Origin of the sequence: Aurantiacibacter luteus, from assembly GCF_001010945.1 — a bacterium.
Taxonomy (GTDB): Bacteria; Pseudomonadota; Alphaproteobacteria; order Sphingomonadales; family Sphingomonadaceae; genus Alteraurantiacibacter; species Alteraurantiacibacter luteus.
Genome location: NZ_LBHB01000002.1, coordinates 902596 through 918370, shown reverse-complemented (window position 1 = coordinate 918370; position 15775 = coordinate 902596). Strand labels below are relative to the sequence as shown.

The window sequence follows — 15775 nt, the reverse complement described above, 5'->3', positions numbered from 1 at the left end:
TCAACTGCCTCTGTTGCAGCCCTGCCCGCTAGCCGGATCGGCGTCGCATTGCCAGACCCTGACCCAGTCCACTTCCATGCGCTTGGGAAAACCCTGGTCGGACACGCCGCCCAGCGCGTTCGCCTCGGGCCAGCGCCCGCCGATGGCGAGGTTGAGGATGAGGTGGAAGGGCCGGTCGAACGGGGCCTGCGGATCGGCGCTGGCGGTCGTGAACCACTGGTCGGAGGTCAGGCTGCCGTAGGCTTCCCCGTCGACGGTCCAGGTAAAGCGCCCGCGCTCCCAGATCACGCCGTAGGTATGGAACTGGCCGTCCGTCAGCCCGGGGAAGGACCGGTTCCTGCCGGCATTGCGGTTGTCGGGCCAGGCGCCGCCGAAGTGCAGGGTGCCGTAGATCGAGTTTTCGCCCCCCGCCTCGCAAGTGGGGCAGACGACGCCGGGATTAATAGCCTCCAGGATGTCGATCTCGCCCGAGGCCGCCCAGCCGCCGTAGCTGTTGGGTTCGGGCAGCATCCAGAAGGCCGGCCACACACCCTGACCCTGCGGAAAGCGCGCCCGCATCTCGAACCGGCCGTAGGTCCAGCTCTGCAGGCCCTGCGTGGCGATCTTGCCCGAGGTGAAGGGCTTGCTGGCGGTGTTGCTCGAACCGGGCTGGGCCGGCCCAGTCCACGCCTCGCGCCGCGCGGTGAGGACGAGGTTGCCGCCTTCCACGCTGACGTTCTCGGCGCGCGGAGTATAGCATTGCCGCTCCTCGTTGCCGCCGCCCCAGCAATCGTTGAACAGGCGCCAGCGGGCGGGATCGAGCGCGTTGCCGGAAAACTCCTCGGCCCAAACGAGTTGCCAGTTGCCCGCCGTCCCGCTGGTGGGGGTGGGCGTGGGGCTGGGAGTGGGCGACGGGCTCGGGCTTGGCGGCGTGCCCGCGACCGGCGGAGCGCTGGCTGAACTGCCGCCGCCGCCACATCCCGTTGCGACCGCGATCGCCAGCGATGAAAGACAGCCCACCGTAATCCTGCGATATCGCATCATTGCAATCTCCGACTTGTCCGATCCGGAAACGAAACGGGCCCCGGCGCGCATGATCGCACCGGGGCCCGCCGTTTTCCCATCCGCAGGAGCTCCGGCTCCGTTAGAAGTCGAACCGGACGAGGAAGGTGTAGCGGCGGTCGTTGCGGAACGCCGAGCGCGTGATCCGCGTGCCGTCGAAGTCGATGACCTGGCTCGTGCGGGTCACCTCGTCGAGCAGGTTCACGCCCTGCACGCCGATCTTGATGTTGTCCGTCAGGGCATAGAAGATCGACGCGTCGAGTTGCCCGGTATCCTCGCCGTAGATCGGCGAGAACGGGAAGATCACGTCGCGCGGGGTGATCAGGAAGTCCGACCGCCAGTTGTAGGCCGCACGCGCCTGGAGGCCGTACATCTCGTAGAACAGCACCGCGTTGACGGTGTGCTCGGACACGCCTTCGAGCGGCAGGCTGGCCGCAATCGGGCTGGCACCCGCCAGGTTCACGTTGTTGAAGGCACCCGCATCGACATAGGTGTAGGTTCCCTGGAAGCCGAGGCCGGCAAGCGGTCCCGGCAGGAAATCGTAGGTCTGCTGGTAGGCGACCTCGAAGCCCTTGAGCGTCCCGCCTTCGCGGTTGAACGGGCCGTTGTACAACACGTCGGCCGTCGCGCCGCTGGCAGACGTGAACGTGACCACTTCGGCACCGCCGCTCACGATGTCCTGCAGGTCCTTCAGGAAGACCGCGGCGGTCAGTGAACCGACATCGTCGAAGTACCATTCGGCCGACAGGTCGTAGTTCCACGATGTCGTGGGTCGCAAGCGGCGGTTGCCGCTCGTGACTGTGAACAACGGACCGGTTTCGAGGGTGCCCGCCTGACGCAGGTTCCCGGTGTTGTCGCCGAACGTTCCGCCCGTGCGGAAGGCATCGAGGTCGGGACGGAAGATGCCCCGCGATGCGGCTCCGCGGAACACGAAGCCGGTGCCGGTATCGAACCGCAGGTTCAGCGACGGGAGCCAGTTGTCATAGACGACGTCCGTGCCAGCAAGCAGGGTCTCGCCCGTGAAGGCGGACGCAAATTCGGCGAGGCGCGCATCGGACAACAGGCAGTAGTCGAGGCCGGGTGTGCCTGGCAGGCCCTGTCCCGGTCCGGGCCGATTACACCTGTCGCGCAATAGCGGCCCCGTGACGGTGGTGCCTAGCGGCAGGCCCAGGGCGCGGGGATCCGGGAACCCGACGTCGCCCCGCGTTCCCACGGTCGTCTCGACATAACGCACACCGATGTTGCCGGAGAACTCTGCACCGCCATCGAAGTCGATGCCAAAGTCCGCGCGTGCATACGCCGCACGGGTTTCTTCTCCGATCGTCGAAATTTCGGCCTGAGTGAAGGGCGTGCCCGGCACCAGATTGCCGCGCGAGTAGATCGGGTTGAACGGGTTGGGCGTCAGCGTGAAGGCGGTGATCGCATCGGTCTGCTGCTCGATGCTGCCGTCCAGATACCGTTCCAGCAGGTCGTCGCCGCCGAAGAAGAAGCCGGTGCCGTCACCGAACGGCGTCGGCGCATTGCCGCGCTGGAAGTTGTCGGCGAACGGCGAATAGAGGTTCGCGCTCTCCGGGAAGTCGAACACGTAGGCACCGCCGCAGCCGAAGGCCTGGAAGTCGCCGCAGTTCCAGTTGCCGCCGCGGCCCGTCCACGGCGCGCCGAGGTTGCCCCAGTTGGAGAAGTTGGCGTTGCGGGTGGTGCGGTTGCGCTCCGACCAGCGGGCACCGAAACGCGCCGTACGGAAGAAGCCGTCGTCGGAGATGTCGTATTCGACGTCGCCGCGAAGCGAGTACATGTCGCCCTCGTTCTCGAGCTGGTTGTCGAGCGCGAACCAGTAGAAGGTCTTCGTCGGGTCGGTGAAGTAGCTCGCGTCGGACGTGGCCTGGCCGGGGGTCAGGAACTGCACCTGCGGGATCTCGCCCGAAGTGTCGATCGAGAGATCGGTATAGGTCTGCATCGCGGCGATGAAGCCCTGCGCGTTGCGGCCGTTGTTGACGTACTGCCCTTCGAAGTTGAAGCGCAGCCGATCGGTCGGCTCCATGAACACCTGCAGCGAGACGTCCTCGACAAGGTCCTCTTCCTGCTGGTCGAAGCGCAGCAGCTCGGTCGGGATGCCGTTGATGCCGCCGAACGGGTTGTTCTGCGTCAGGATGCCGCTCTGGAAAATACCGTCCTGGAACGTCGGGGTCGTGCCCGGGCGGAAGCCGGGGAACAGGCCGTCGTCGTTGACCAGCGCCAGCGCGGAGAATTCCTGCAGCTGGCCATCGTTCTCGGCCCGCAGGTATTCCGCGGTGACGAGGAAGCGGCGGTCGGCGCTCTCGAACTGGCCGACGGCCGAGTAGGCACGGCGATCACGCTCGAAACTGGTGGTGCGCACGCCCGCGCCCTTGGGGATGATGACCGCGCCGGCGGGCGGGAAGTTCGTCTCGTCGAACTGCTGGCCGGCGATGCCGCCCGAGCTGACGGGGGCGATGCGGATGCAGCCGCCGCTGAAGTCGGCGTTGCGATAGCAGGGATCGGTGATCTGCGAGGCGTCGGAGCGGGTGATCAGCTCCTGCTGGGCGTAGCCGAGCTGCAGGCCGAAGGTACCAGCGCCGGTTTCAAAAGTGTTGGAAACGAGCGCGGAGAAGCCGGGCGACCATTCCTCGGCGAGGTCGCCGTAGTTGTATTCAGCGGTGCCGGCGATGTGGAAGCCGGGGTTGTCGAGCGGCTTGCGCGTGACGAGGTTGACCGTGCCCGAGATGCCGCCCTCGATCATGTCGGCGGTGGTGTTCTTCCACACCTCGATCCGGCCGAGCAACTCGGGCGAGACGGTGTTGAAGTCGAGCCCGCGCCCGCCGTTGGCGGAGAAGACGTCGCGGCCGTTCAGTTCCGCCATGACGAAGGGCAGGCCGCGGATGACCACGCCCGAACCTTCGACGCTGAAGCGGTCGGGGTCGTTGTTGCCGATGAAGCGGTCGACGGTGACGCCGGGGACGCGCTGCAGCGCCTCGGCCACCGAGCGGTCGGCCAGCGCGCCGATGTCCTCGGCACTGAGGAAGTCACCGACGGTATCGGCGTTTTCTTTGAAATCCTGCGCGCTTTCAAGGGCGGCGCGGAAGCCGGAAACGATGATGACATCTTCCGGGATCGCGTCCTCGTCGGCCTGCTCCTCCATCTCGTCTTCGACGGTCTGCTGGGCGAGCGCAGCATGCGGCACCAGCGCTGCGAGCGCGAGGCTGGAAACGGTGACGAGGGTACGGGCCCGGCCAGCGGGCTTGAAGGTCTGGCGCACAATCTTCTCCCAAATTCTCATGCGTGACGTCCCGATAGCGGGACTCGATGCTGGGATACCAAGACTGATATCGTTCACAAGCGCAAAAAATGAACGTTCACATTTGCGCGCCGGATGTGTAACATTTTTGCCATTATACCCTGCCGCGTCGTCGATGGTTTGCGCGGGCGGCCCAAGCCGCTAGCACAGGCGTAAGCAAGGAGAGCAACAGAGTGACGAGGCCCATCAGGCATATCGTGATTGTGGGCGGCGGCACCGCCGGGTGGATGGCGGCGGCGGCGCTGTCGCGTCTCATCAGTCCGCGCCGCGAGTTCGCCATCACGCTGGTCGAGAGCGAGGCCATCGGCACCGTTGGCGTCGGCGAGGCGACGATCCCGCCCTTCGTCGATTTCCAGCGCCTGCTAGAGATCGACGAGGCGGAAATGATGGCCGCCGTGCAGGGCACCTTCAAGCTGGGCATCCAGTTCGTCAACTGGGGGAAGCTGGGCGACAGTTACATCCACCCCTTCGGCAACTATGGCTACGAGATCGGCGGGGTGAGCTTCCACCACGTCTGGCATCGCTTCAAGGGGCTTGGCGACAACCGCCCGATCCAGGTCTTCAACGCCGAGACGATGGCTGCCTACTTCGGCAAGTTCGCCAAGACCGACGGCCAGCAGCGCGAGGACCTGCCGCCGGTCAACTACGCCTACCACATCAACGCTACCGCCTATGCCGGCTTCCTGCGCCGCTATGCCGAGGCGCGCGGCGTCGTGCGGCAGGAAGGCCGCGTCGAGCATGTCGAGCTCAACGGGCAGAGCGGCTTCGTCGATTCCATCCGGCTGGAGGGAGGGCGCGAGATCGCCGGCGAGCTCTTCGTCGACTGCTCGGGCTTTCGCGGCCTGCTGATCGAGCAGGCGCTGGAAACCGGCTACGAGGACTGGACCCACTGGCTGCCCTGTAACCGCGCCGTGGCCCTTCCCTGCAACCGCGACGACGGCAGCCCGCCTGCTCCCTTCACCCGCGCGACCGCGCATGCCGCAGGCTGGCAATGGCAGGTGCCCTTGCAGCACCGAAACGGCAACGGCCACGTCTATTGCGATGCCTTCATGAGCGCGGACGAGGCGACCGACATCCTGCTGAAGAACATCGCCGGCAAGCCCACGGCCGATCCCAATCACCTGCGCTTCGTCACCGGGCGGCGCAGGAAGTTTTGGAACCGCAACGTGGTCGCGCTCGGCCTTGCGGGCGGGTTCATGGAGCCGCTGGAATCGACCTCCATCCACCTCATCAACACGGGCATCAACAAGCTCATCTCGCTGCTGTCGCTGGACGGGGTGACGCAGGCGCAGGAGGATGCCTTCAACCGCCTGACGGGCAAGGAATACGCGCGCATCCGCGATTTCCTGATCCTGCATTACAACACCACCACCCGCGACGACACCGAGTTCTGGAACTACTGCCGCACCATGAGCGTCCCCGACAGCCTGACCGAGAAGGTCGAGCTGTTCCGGCAGAACGGCCAGATCTTCCGCGAGGAGGACGAGCTTTTCACCGAGACGAGCTGGGCGGCGGTGATGATGGGCCAGGGCATCCAGATGCACGGGCACAACGTGATGGCCGACACGCTCGACCCGGCGGAAACCAAGCGCGAGCTCGACGAGATGGAAAAGTCGATCCGCTATGCCGTGGGGGTCATGCCCGGCCACGCGGACTTCCTGCGCCAGTACTGCCCCGCGCCTCCCCCCGCGCCAGCCGCCTGATAAAAAAGGCCGCTTCCCGCGCGGCTTGTCACGTGCGAGTCAAATTTGCCCGCCACCACGGACCGACGATTTCAGGTCCGGGGCCATGCAGCGCAACACCATTCTCACCACCGACGAAGAGGCGGCGCGCTTCGCCAGCTTCATCCATGATGGCAACGAGTTCGCCTTCGGCCTGCTGACCTGCGACGGTCCGCGCCAGTTGGTGGAGGGCACCCCCTGGGCTTTCGTCGACTGGACCATGGCCGAATGCTCGGGCCTCGAACTGGTGCGGCGGCTGCGCGGCGATCCGCGGCTGCTGTCCGCGCACATCACCATGGTCATCCCCGCTGCCACCGACGAGGAGAAGCGCCGCGCGCTCGCCGCCGGTGCGGACGACTACGCGACGGCCGCGCTGGGCCGGCAGGCCATGCTCGACCGGGTGCTGGCCCGCCACGGCGACTACGCCCGCCCCGCGCCGGATCGCGTGCTGGAGCTTGGCGCGCTCACCATCAACGTCGCGGGCGAAAGCGCGCGCTGGCAGGACCGTGTCATCGCCCTGCGCCCCAACGAATTTCGCGTCCTGCGCTTCCTCGCCGAGAACCCCGACCGCATTTTCAGCCGCGCCGACCTGATCGCCGCGCTCGGCAAGGCAGGCGATCCGGATTACCTGCGCACGGTGGACGTATGGATCAAGCGCCTGCGCGCAGGCCTTCGCGCCGCCGGGGCGGACCACCTTCTGCGCACCGTCCACGGCAAGGGCTACGTGCTCGACCGGCCCTGACGGCCTACGCCATTCTCGCCCACCAAAAGGCCTCCCACCACTGGAGTGACGGGAGGCCGGTCGCCCTCTTACCAGGGGTCTTGGTTCAGAAGGTGAGCGAGAGCGAGGCGCCCAGCGTGGTGCCAACATCGTAGGTGTTGACCTCGATGCGCTGCGCGCCCTCGCCCTGGTACTCCTCGTTGCGGCGGCCGAGCAGGTTGCGCGCCTCTACCTTCAGCTCCGCCTCGCTGCCCATCAGGGTGAAGCCCTGACGGAACACGAGGTCGAGGCCGAAACCGGGGTTCTCGACAATGTCGGGCAGGGCCGCCGTGCCCCGGCTCGTCACGCGCTCGCTGGCGTAGGTCATCAGCACGGTGAACTGCTGCAGACGTTCGGTATCTTCCAGGCTGATCTGCACGTTGGCGAGATGGTCGGACTGGCCGGTCAGCGGCACGCCGTCGGCAAACAGGTTGCTCGCCGGCGTCTCGCCGCCGGGGAACAGCCGCGTCACGTCATCGGCCTGCACCGAGATGTCGGACTGGGTGAAGGTGTAGTTGGCGAACAGCGCCAGCTCCTTGGTGGCAAAGGCATCGCCCAGGTTCACCAGGTCGAAGGTATAAGCGAGGTCGGCCTCGATACCGTAGAGCGTTGCCGAAGGAGCGTTGGCGAAGCTGGTCAGCTGGGCGTTGTCGCTGAAGCTAGAGAATGCCTCGATGGGGTTCGCGATGTCCTTGTAGAAGCCGGCGATCGATGCCCGGTCCCGGCCGCCGAAATAGTACTCGGCGCGCACTTCGTAGTTGGTCAGCTCGCTGTCCACCAGGAAGGGGTTGCCGTTGAACTGGCGGTTGGTTTCGGGGTCGTAGTAGGTCTGGAAGATCAGCTCGCGGAATTGCGGACGGGCGATGGTGCGCGAGGCGGCGGCGCGCAGTTGCAGCGCGTCGGTCGCCTCCCAGGTCACGGTCGCGCCGGGCAGCCAGTAGCTGTTCTCGAGCAGGGTCGAGGCATCGGACGGGCCGGGGGTCAGGAACCGCTGGGCCGGATTTACCGACTGCACCGCGTCCTCGTAGCGCACGCCGGCATCGATCTGGATCCCGGTCACCGGCTCCCAGTTGATCTTGCCGTAGCCCGCGTGGATCTCGAGCCCGGCTCGGAAGGCGGGGTCGTTCTCGGTCGATTCGATCAGGCCGATGTCGTAGAAATCGAGGATCGCGTCGCCCAACAGCAGGTCGGGCCGCAGCGCGCCCACGCCGTCGGGGAAGCTGGTGGGCGCGTTGAAGAGGAATTCGCGCCGTTCCGAGAAGCGGTCGGTGTCCGAATAGGCATAGCCCACGGTCGCCACCAGACTGTCGATGACGGGATAGCTGAGGTCGACGCCGCCGGCCCACAGCTCCTCGGTCAGGTCGGAGAACACCACCGAGGCGTCGCCCGTCTGCCGGTCGAGCGTGTTGATGAAGGTGTCGCCGAACTGGGCGTTCGAATTGTCGCGGACGTAGGTGAAGGTGTATTCGTAGGGCGCCTCGCGGTCGGTGCGGGCGTATCCGCCGCGCAGGTCCACCGACAGGTCGCCGAACTCCATCTCCGCCACCAGCTGGCTGTCGATCAGCTGCCGCTCGAACCAGCCGGTGCGCTGCTGCTGCACGTCGTCGCCGTCGAGGAAGTCGGTGCCCTGCGAAAGCGAGGCCTGCTTCAGCGTGTCGCGGATGAAAAGGTTGGTGAAGCGGAAACGGTGGTCACCGATCTCGAGGCCGAGGCCGAGCATGGCGTTGGCCAGAATGCGGTTGTCGGTAACCACGTCGCGGAAGTCGCTGTCGAGCGAGAAGTCGGCGAGGATCGACTGCGAGATGATGTCGCGGGTGCGCCACTTGTTGCTGATCGAACCGGTGAAGACCACGCCGAGCTCGCCGTCGGAGCCCACGTCGAACGCGGTGCCGGCGCTGAGGCTCGCGGACCAGTTGGGCTGCACGTCGCCGATCAGCTGCAGCAGCACCAGGTTCGGGTCGCCGAGCTGCTGGCCGATGTCGAGCTGGGTGACCGGCGCGCCGTTCGTATTTCGCTCGGGATCGAGCGGGATGTCGGACAGGCGGATGCCGCTGTCGAAATAGGCCTGCAGCGCGGGTGGCGCGTCGCGGGTGCCGTCGTCGAAGCCGAACCAGTCGTAGTCCGAACCATAGTAGGCGAGGCCCTTGTGCAGGGTCGTCTCGGTGTCGCCGCTGATGCCGCCGCCCACGGTGACGAAGCTCTCGTCGGGCACGGCGCGGGTGGTCAGCGCGATCACGCCGCCGCCGAATTCTCCGGGGAAATTGGCCGAATAGGTCTTCTGCACCAGGCTGGAGGCGACGACGTTGGTGGGAAAGATGTCGAGCGGGACGACGCGGCTCAGCGGTTCCGGGCTCGGCAACGGCAGGCCGTTCAAGAGCGCCAGCGAGTAGCGATCGCCGAGGCCGCGGACGTAGACGAAGCCCTGCCCCTGCACCGAAAGGCCCGTCACGCGGCCCAGCGCGCCGGCGATGTCGCCTTCGCCCGTGCGCGCGATTTCCTCGGTCGAGAGGACGGTCAGCACCTGCGCCGAGCCGCGCGTAGGGTCGCGGTTGATGCGGCCCGTCACGATGATTGCGCCGCCGGGGATGGAGATGTCGGGGTCTTCCGCCTGCGGATCGGGGGCCACCTCCTGCTCCGCCTCAGTCTGCGGGACCGGCCCGCCCGCGTCGCCGTCCTGCGCCAGCGCGGCGGCAGGCGCGGTAAGGGCGCTCGAAAGCAGAAGCATGGCCGCCAGCCTGGTGCCGGTGGTGTTCATCGCGAAAGACCCCTCGTATTCGATCCGTGGAGCGGGCGGTGTGCGGCCCGCGAGATGGCGAGGAGGCGAGCGCATGGCACCGCCCCCTTGCCCGTCATGGTCAGCTGAAGACCGGAATGCGGGTGCAGGACCCGGTGTTGTTGCCGAAGGAGACGGCCGCCGAATCGCAGGTCCAGCCCCGCGTCCAGTCGTTGCTCGGCGAAACGGCACCGAGGAAGTTCGTCGCTTCGAAGAAGCTGCCGAGCGTGGTCACGTTGAAGATCGGCGAATAGCCGGTCTCGTTCGCGCCGCCGAGATAGCCGTTCACCAGCGTGTTGACGTAGGCCTTGGTGTTGCCGGTGCCCGCGTCGAAGATCGCCTCTGCCTGCGCGGCGCTGGCGCCCGAGTTGCTGCCGTTGCGGAAGTTCGTGCGGCACTGGAGGGCGACGGACTGGAACACCGGCGGGCCGACATCGTCGAGGCTGCTGCTCGCCGAGCGGATCGTCTGCGCGTCGTCCATGCGGATGCACGGCGTGCCGGTGGACGATGCGTCCCAGACCAGGGTGTTGTAGAGGCCGTAGTCGGTGCCCCCGCGCAGGCGCACCACCTGGTCGTTGTTGCGACGGTGGATGAAGGTCGCGTTGGCGATCCGCGTGTTCTGCCGCGGGGTCTGGTCGTTCAGGCCGTTGGAGCTGTCCGCCTCGATGATGGCATCGCCCGCCGCGGCGCGCTGGGCGGCGAGGACGTACTGCATGTTCGCCTTCACGCCGGTGTCGGTGTCGATCGAATCGTCCTCCGCGCCCGCCACGATCAGGCGCTTCATGTTGACGTAGCCGCCGAAGAACTCGACCCCGTCGTCGGACGAGTTGACCGACTGGATGTTGGCGAAGACGGTCCCCGGCTGGGTGCCGCCGGTGGTCAGCGACTGCAGCTCGCTGTCGCCCGAGAGGACGAAGCCCGAATAGCGGATCTGCACGAAGGTGAGCGAGCCGTTGGTGCCCGTCGTGGTCGCGCCGCCGAAGAAGGTCGGGTTGGCCGCGCCTTCCACCTGGCGCTCGCAGTTCACGGTGCCCGGGGTGGCGGCGGGCTCGAAGCAGTCGGTCACCGGCGCGCGGCCGGAGATGACCACGCCGCCCCACTGGCCCGAACTGTCCGCGCCGTTGAGGCCCAGCACGTTGTCGCGGCTGGTGAAGATGATCGGACGGCTGGCGGTGCCGTTCGCCTGGATGAAGTTGCCGCGGTTGACGTTGAGGAACGAGGAGCCGCTGGCGAAAATGATGACGCCCGGCTCGATGGTCAGCGTCACGTTGGTGTCGGAGAAACCGTCGCTGGCATCGGCCGCCGGGCCGCCGTCGGAGCCGACGTTGACCTGGCCGGGCAGGCGATAGAGCAGGCCGGGAATGCGCGGCAGGGTGGTGGAGGCGTTGAAGCGCAGCGGCGTGGCGCACACGCGCCAGGTGCCTTCGGGTCCGGTGATCGTGCCCTCGTCGGTCAGGCCCTGCGGATCGGCGATGGTCGGGCAGCCGTTGGCCGGAGTCACCGTCGCGCTGGTCGGAGCCGGAGTAGGCGTCGGCGTGGGAGCAGGGTTGTTGATGATGACGTCGCCGCCGGTTCCGGGCGAGGCGAGATCGTCGGGCCCGCAGCCGGCGAGCGCCAGCACGGATGCACCAAGGAAGAGCGTACGGTAAAGCTGTGTCACGGTCGGGACCCCTCAATTGTCCAGCGAAGCGGATGTTGCCGGACGCCGTCTAGGACCGCCGCGTGACAGTTTGTTTGCGGCTTCGTGACGCTATGGAGACTCGAGCCGATTAGCGAACAAGTCTTTGTAACGTCAGGACAATAGTTCTGCACAGGCATGAAGACCGTCGCGCATTGTTACAAATTTGTGACAATGTGACGGTTTTGTTGCAGTACCGCCGATGTGGGCGCACTATTCTCCTCAGAACTTAAAGGGGAAATGCGTTCGATGCTTGCCACCCTCGCCATCGCGCCGCTGTTTTTCATGCAGTCCGTCACCGCCGTCATGGTGGACCAGCAGGTCGAGCGGCAGGACGTCGCCTACGAGCAACTCGTTGCCGGTCAGACGGAGGCCGCCGTTGCCGAGCTCGAGGCACGACTGCTCGATCACCCCGGCGACCCGGCCCTGCTCATCAACCTTGGTTCGGCCTGGTCGCAGCTCGGCAACGCCGAACGGGCCGAATACTACTACCGCCTCGCACGCGACGCGGACGAGACCTACGAGCTGGAGCTCGCCGACGGGCGCTGGATCGACAGCCGCGACGCTGCGCGCCTCGCGCTCGCCTCGGTGGAACTGCGGGCGCTCGCCTCGCGCTGACACCATAATAAAGCCGGGTCTTTCCGGTCGCCACGAAATTTGCGCCCGGCAGACTTGCTCCGCCGGGCGTAATTGTGTCCGCCGCAAATGCATTTAGCCTGTCTCTGTCATGTTCATGTCATTTGTCGTAAGCAGGGGCCTTCTGACTGGAGGGTCGCGATGATTCTGAAGCTTGGCACATCGTTGGCGGCGTTCGCGCTGGCTGCGACCTGCGCGGTTTCCGCGCGGGCCGATGTGCTCGAGATTTCGGCGGATGGCGCGGCGACATGGATCGCCGGTGGCCCGGTGGCCGTGAGCGACGACGTTGCCGCATTTGCCGAGGCCGGGGCGCTGGCGGAAGTGCCGGCGGAGGCCCTTGCTCTCGTTCCGGACATCGCCGTCGCCGATACCGAGCGCCATGCCTCGGGCATCCCCGCCAACTACGCCGCCGCCGTGCGCCAGCTCGCCGCGCGCTTCGACCTCAGCCCCGCGCTGCTCGAAGCCGTGGTGTGGCAGGAGAGCCGCTGGCGGCATGATGCCGTCTCCCCCGCGGGGGCGCGCGGGTTGGCCCAGCTGATGCCCGGCACCGCCCGCGACATGGGCGTGAACCCCGACGATCCGCTCGCCAACCTCGAGGGCGGCGCACGCTACCTGCGCGCCCAGCTCGACCGCTTCGACGGCGACCTCGAACGCGCGCTCGCCGCCTACAACGCCGGCCCGGGCCGCGTGATGCAGGCGGGCGGCGTGCCCAACATCCGCGAGACCCGTCTCTACGTAGCTGCCATCATGGGCCGCCTTGCCAACCACTCACGCTGAGAACACGACGACACATGAAATCCCTTTCCCGCCTCCTCGCATTCTTCACCGTTATGCTGCCCACCGCCGCCTTCGCGCAGGACCCTGCCGGGTCGAGCCCGATCAACAATGCCTTTTCGTGGATGCGCGACACCATGCTCGGCACGGTCGCCACGACGGTCGCCGTGATGGCGGTGGCCGCGGTCGGCTTCATGATGCTGACGGGCCGGGTCAACTGGCGCTTCGGCGCGACCGTGATCATCGGCGTGTTCATCATCTTCGGTGCCGCCAGCATCGTGGCCGGCATCCAGGGCGCAGCGGGCTGAGGACGGACCAAGGCCGATGCACCTCACCCGCCACCCCGTCCATCGCGCGCTGACCCGCCCGCAGATGTTCGCGGGCGTGACGTTCAACTATTTCGTCATCAACCTGATCGTGACGACCGAGGCCTTCCTGATTTTCCAGAGCCTGTGGATCGTCCCCATCCCCATCGTGATGCACGCCATCGGCTATTTCGCCTGCCTGCGCGAGCCGCGATTCTTCGACCTTTGGCTGACCCGCGTCAGCAAGTGCCCGCGCGTGAAGAACTACAAGCGCTGGGGCTGCAACTCATACGCCGCCTGACGAACGGGCGGATCGGAGCGAGAGCATGACGGCGAAAGGCCGCAACAGGAAATGGCTCGGAGCCGCCGCGTGGAGCGCCAAAGAGGCGCACGCCGGCGACCGCCTGCCCTACGCCGCGCTGGTGGACGAGAACGTCGTGTTGCTGCGCGACGGGTCTTTGATGGCGGCGATGCAGGTGCCGGGCCTGTTGTTCGAAACCGAGGATACCGACGCGCTCAACGCCCACGCCGTCACCCGCGAGGTGATGCTGCGCTCGAACCTCGATGCGCGCTTCGTGATGTATCACCACGTCATCCGCCGCCGCGTGGCGGTGGAGCTGGAGGCGCAGTTCGACGACCCCATCGCCGGCCACATCGACCGCCGCTGGCGCGAGAAGCTGTCCGCCGGATCGCTGTTCGTGAACGACCAGTTTGTCACTCTCGTGCGCCGTCCCGCGCGCGGCAAGGCGGGCCTGGCGGAGCGGGCGGGGAAGGCCATGCGCCGCCGCCGCGCCGATGCCGCGGCCATCGACCCCAAGGACGTGCGCACCCTGCGCGCCGCCATGCAGGCCCTCGCCGCCAGCCTCGGCGACTATGGCGCGCAGCCGCTGGGCGACTACGTCGGCCCCAGCGGCAACCGCAACAACGAGGTGCTGGAACTCATCAGCGCGCTCTACAACGGCGAGATGCGGCCCGTACGCCGCCCGGACGGCGACACCGACATCGGCCGCATGATCCCCTACCGCCGCGCCAGCTTCGGGCTCGACGCGATGGAACTGCGCGGCAGCGGCGGGGCGGACTTCGCCTCGATGCTGAGCCTCAAGGATTACCCCGACGCGACCAGCCCGGGCCTGCTCGATTCGATGCTGCGCCTGCCCTTCGAGATGGTCGTGTCCGAAAGCTTCGCGCCGCAGGAACGCCAGACCGCGCGCGAGCGGATCGACCTCGCCATCCGCCGCCTCAAGAGCGCGGACGAGGAAGCGCAGGCTGAGCGCGCCGAGATGATGGCCGCGCGCGACGAGCTCGGCGCAGGGTCGGTCGGCTTCGGCGACCATCACCTGACCGTGCTGGTGCGCGAGCGCAGCCTCGAGCGGCTCGACGATGCCACCGCCGCCGTCGCCGCTGCGCTCGCCGACACCGGCGCCATCGCCGTGCGCGAGGACACCAACCTGGAACCCAGCTTCTGGGGCCAGTTCCCCGGTAACGAGGGTTTCCTGGTGCGCCGGGCGATGATCTCGACCGCCAACATGGCGAGCTTCGGCAGCCTTCACGGTTTCGCGCTGGGGCAGGCCGAGGGCAATCACTGGGGCGAGGCGGTGACGCTCTTGCAGACCACCAGTTCCACCCCGTTCTTCTTCAACTTCCACCACGGCGACCTCGGCAACTTTTCGGTCATCGGCCCGTCGGGCAGCGGCAAGACCGTGGTGATGAACTTCCTCGCAGCCCAGGCGCAGAAGTTCAGCCCCCGCACCATCCTGTTCGACAAGGATCGCGGCGCGGAGCTGTTCATCCGCGGCATCGGCGGCACCTACGACCGCATCCGCTCGGGCGAGCCGACGGGCTTCAACCCGCTTGCCCTGCCCGACACGCCGCTCAACCGCGGCTTCCTGCGCGACTGGCTTTCCGTCCTGCTGAAGGCCGAGGGGCCGGAGGAGAACGCCACCATCGCCGCCGCGGTGGACGCGGCCTATGCTAACGATCCCTCGCTTCGCCGCCTCAGGCATTTCAAGGAGCTCGTCTCCGGCACCCGCCGCCCGCAGCCGGGCGACCTCGCCGACCGCCTTTCCGCCTGGATCGAGGACGGCGAGCACGGCTGGCTGTTCGACAACGCGGCCGACAACCTCGATCTTTCCACGCGCGTCATGGGTTTCGACATGACCGCGCTGCTGGAAAACCCGCGCCTTCGCACGCCGACGATGATGTATCTGTTCCACCGCATCGAGGAACGACTCGACGGCGAGCCGACGATGATCCTCATCGACGAGGGCTGGAAGGCGCTGGACGACGAGGTCTTCGCCGCGCGCATCCGCGACTGGCTGAAGACGCTGCGCAAGCGCAACGCGCTGGTCGGCTTCGCCACGCAGTCGGCGCGCGACGCGCTCGACAGCCGCATCGCCACCGCGCTGGTCGAGCAGACTGCGACGATGGTGTTCATGCCCAACGCCCGCGCCCGTCCGGAGGATTATTGCGAGGGCTTCGGCCTGACCGAGCACGAGTTCGCGCTGATCCGCTCGCTTCCCGCGCACAGCCGCTGCTTCCTCGTGCGCCAGCCCGATGCGAGCGTGGTCGTGCGTCTCGACCTCTCCGGCGCGCCGGAAGTCCTCACCATGCTCTCCGGCCGCGAGAGCACGGTGCGCCGGCTCGACCTGCTGCGCGAGGCCGTGGGCGAACACCCGCGCGACTGGTATCCGGCGCTCACCGGTCGCCCCTGGCCCGGGCCGGGTGCGGACGGCGAACCCGAGGCCGACGACTTCGGTTGGCAGGCCGCAGAATGA

11 protein-coding genes are annotated in these 15775 nt (G+C 67.2%); 7 read left to right on the top strand and 4 right to left on the bottom strand.

The features are described from left to right. Positions 1-999, bottom strand: coding sequence for a glycoside hydrolase family 16 protein (locus AAW00_RS10905; RefSeq protein WP_241461710.1), 999 nt, complete (start codon positions 997-999; stop codon positions 1-3). Between the two features lie 124 nt (positions 1000-1123). After that, entirely contained in the window at positions 1124-4315 is a 3192-nt protein-coding gene (locus AAW00_RS10900) for a TonB-dependent receptor (protein WP_241461709.1), read from the bottom strand. A gap of 212 nt (positions 4316-4527) precedes the next feature. On the opposite strand from AAW00_RS10900, the gene AAW00_RS10895 reads away from it, so the two are divergent. Together AAW00_RS10895 and AAW00_RS10890 are read left to right on the top strand one after the other, a co-directional pair. After that, positions 4528-6057 carry a tryptophan halogenase family protein gene (locus tag AAW00_RS10895; protein WP_082125023.1) on the top strand — a complete coding sequence of 510 codons (1530 nt, stop codon included), beginning with the start codon at positions 4528-4530 and terminating at the stop codon, positions 6055-6057. A gap of 85 nt (positions 6058-6142) precedes the next feature. Then, positions 6143-6817: a response regulator transcription factor gene (locus AAW00_RS10890; protein ID WP_052761888.1), complete on the top strand. Its 675-nt coding sequence runs from the start codon at positions 6143-6145 to the stop codon at positions 6815-6817. Between the two features lie 85 nt (positions 6818-6902). Here AAW00_RS10890 and AAW00_RS10885 read toward each other — a convergent pair whose 3' ends face one another. Together AAW00_RS10885 and AAW00_RS10880 are read right to left on the bottom strand one after the other, a co-directional pair. Then, positions 6903-9590: a TonB-dependent receptor domain-containing protein gene (locus AAW00_RS10885; RefSeq protein WP_047004314.1), complete on the bottom strand. Its 2688-nt coding sequence runs from the start codon at positions 9588-9590 to the stop codon at positions 6903-6905. Positions 9591-9690: 100 nt separating this feature from the next. Next, positions 9691-11268, bottom strand: coding sequence for a hypothetical protein (locus AAW00_RS10880; RefSeq protein ID WP_047004313.1), 1578 nt, complete (start codon positions 11266-11268; stop codon positions 9691-9693). Positions 11269-11535: 267 nt separating this feature from the next. On the opposite strand from AAW00_RS10880, the gene AAW00_RS10875 reads away from it, so the two are divergent. The 5 genes from AAW00_RS10875 (at position 11536) to AAW00_RS10855 (ending at position 15775) form a co-directional block, all read left to right on the top strand. Beyond that, positions 11536-11904: a hypothetical protein gene (locus tag AAW00_RS10875; protein ID WP_063359823.1), complete on the top strand. Its 369-nt coding sequence runs from the start codon at positions 11536-11538 to the stop codon at positions 11902-11904. A 159-nt stretch (positions 11905-12063) separates the two neighbouring features. Next, positions 12064-12699 (top strand): lytic transglycosylase domain-containing protein, encoded by a 636-nt coding sequence (locus AAW00_RS10870; RefSeq protein ID WP_047004312.1) that lies wholly within the window; start codon positions 12064-12066, stop codon positions 12697-12699. Between the two features lie 14 nt (positions 12700-12713). Then, positions 12714-13004: a TrbC/VirB2 family protein gene (locus AAW00_RS10865; RefSeq protein ID WP_047004311.1), complete on the top strand. Its 291-nt coding sequence runs from the start codon at positions 12714-12716 to the stop codon at positions 13002-13004. Between the two features lie 16 nt (positions 13005-13020). Further along, complete coding sequence (locus AAW00_RS10860) at positions 13021-13302, top strand: VirB3 family type IV secretion system protein (RefSeq protein ID WP_047004310.1); 282 nt, start codon at positions 13021-13023, stop codon at positions 13300-13302. 25 nt (positions 13303-13327) lie between these two features. Further along, positions 13328-15775, top strand: coding sequence for a VirB4 family type IV secretion/conjugal transfer ATPase (locus AAW00_RS10855; protein WP_047004309.1), 2448 nt, complete (start codon positions 13328-13330; stop codon positions 15773-15775).

Bases quoted from the DNA above. Each gene is read 5' to 3' on its own strand.
- AAW00_RS10890 (WP_052761888.1), top strand. From the start codon at position 6,143: ATGCAGCGCAACACCATTCTCACCACCGACGAAGAGGCGGCGCGCTTC.
- AAW00_RS10885 (WP_047004314.1), bottom strand. From the start codon at position 9,590: ATGAACACCACCGGCACCAGGCTGGCGGCCATGCTTCTGCTTTCGAGC.
- AAW00_RS10875 (WP_063359823.1), top strand. From the start codon at position 11,536: ATGCTTGCCACCCTCGCCATCGCGCCGCTGTTTTTCATGCAGTCCGTC.
- AAW00_RS10870 (WP_047004312.1), top strand. From the start codon at position 12,064: ATGATTCTGAAGCTTGGCACATCGTTGGCGGCGTTCGCGCTGGCTGCG.
- AAW00_RS10865 (WP_047004311.1), top strand. From the start codon at position 12,714: ATGAAATCCCTTTCCCGCCTCCTCGCATTCTTCACCGTTATGCTGCCC.
- AAW00_RS10860 (WP_047004310.1), top strand. From the start codon at position 13,021: ATGCACCTCACCCGCCACCCCGTCCATCGCGCGCTGACCCGCCCGCAG.
- AAW00_RS10855 (WP_047004309.1), top strand. From the start codon at position 13,328: ATGACGGCGAAAGGCCGCAACAGGAAATGGCTCGGAGCCGCCGCGTGG.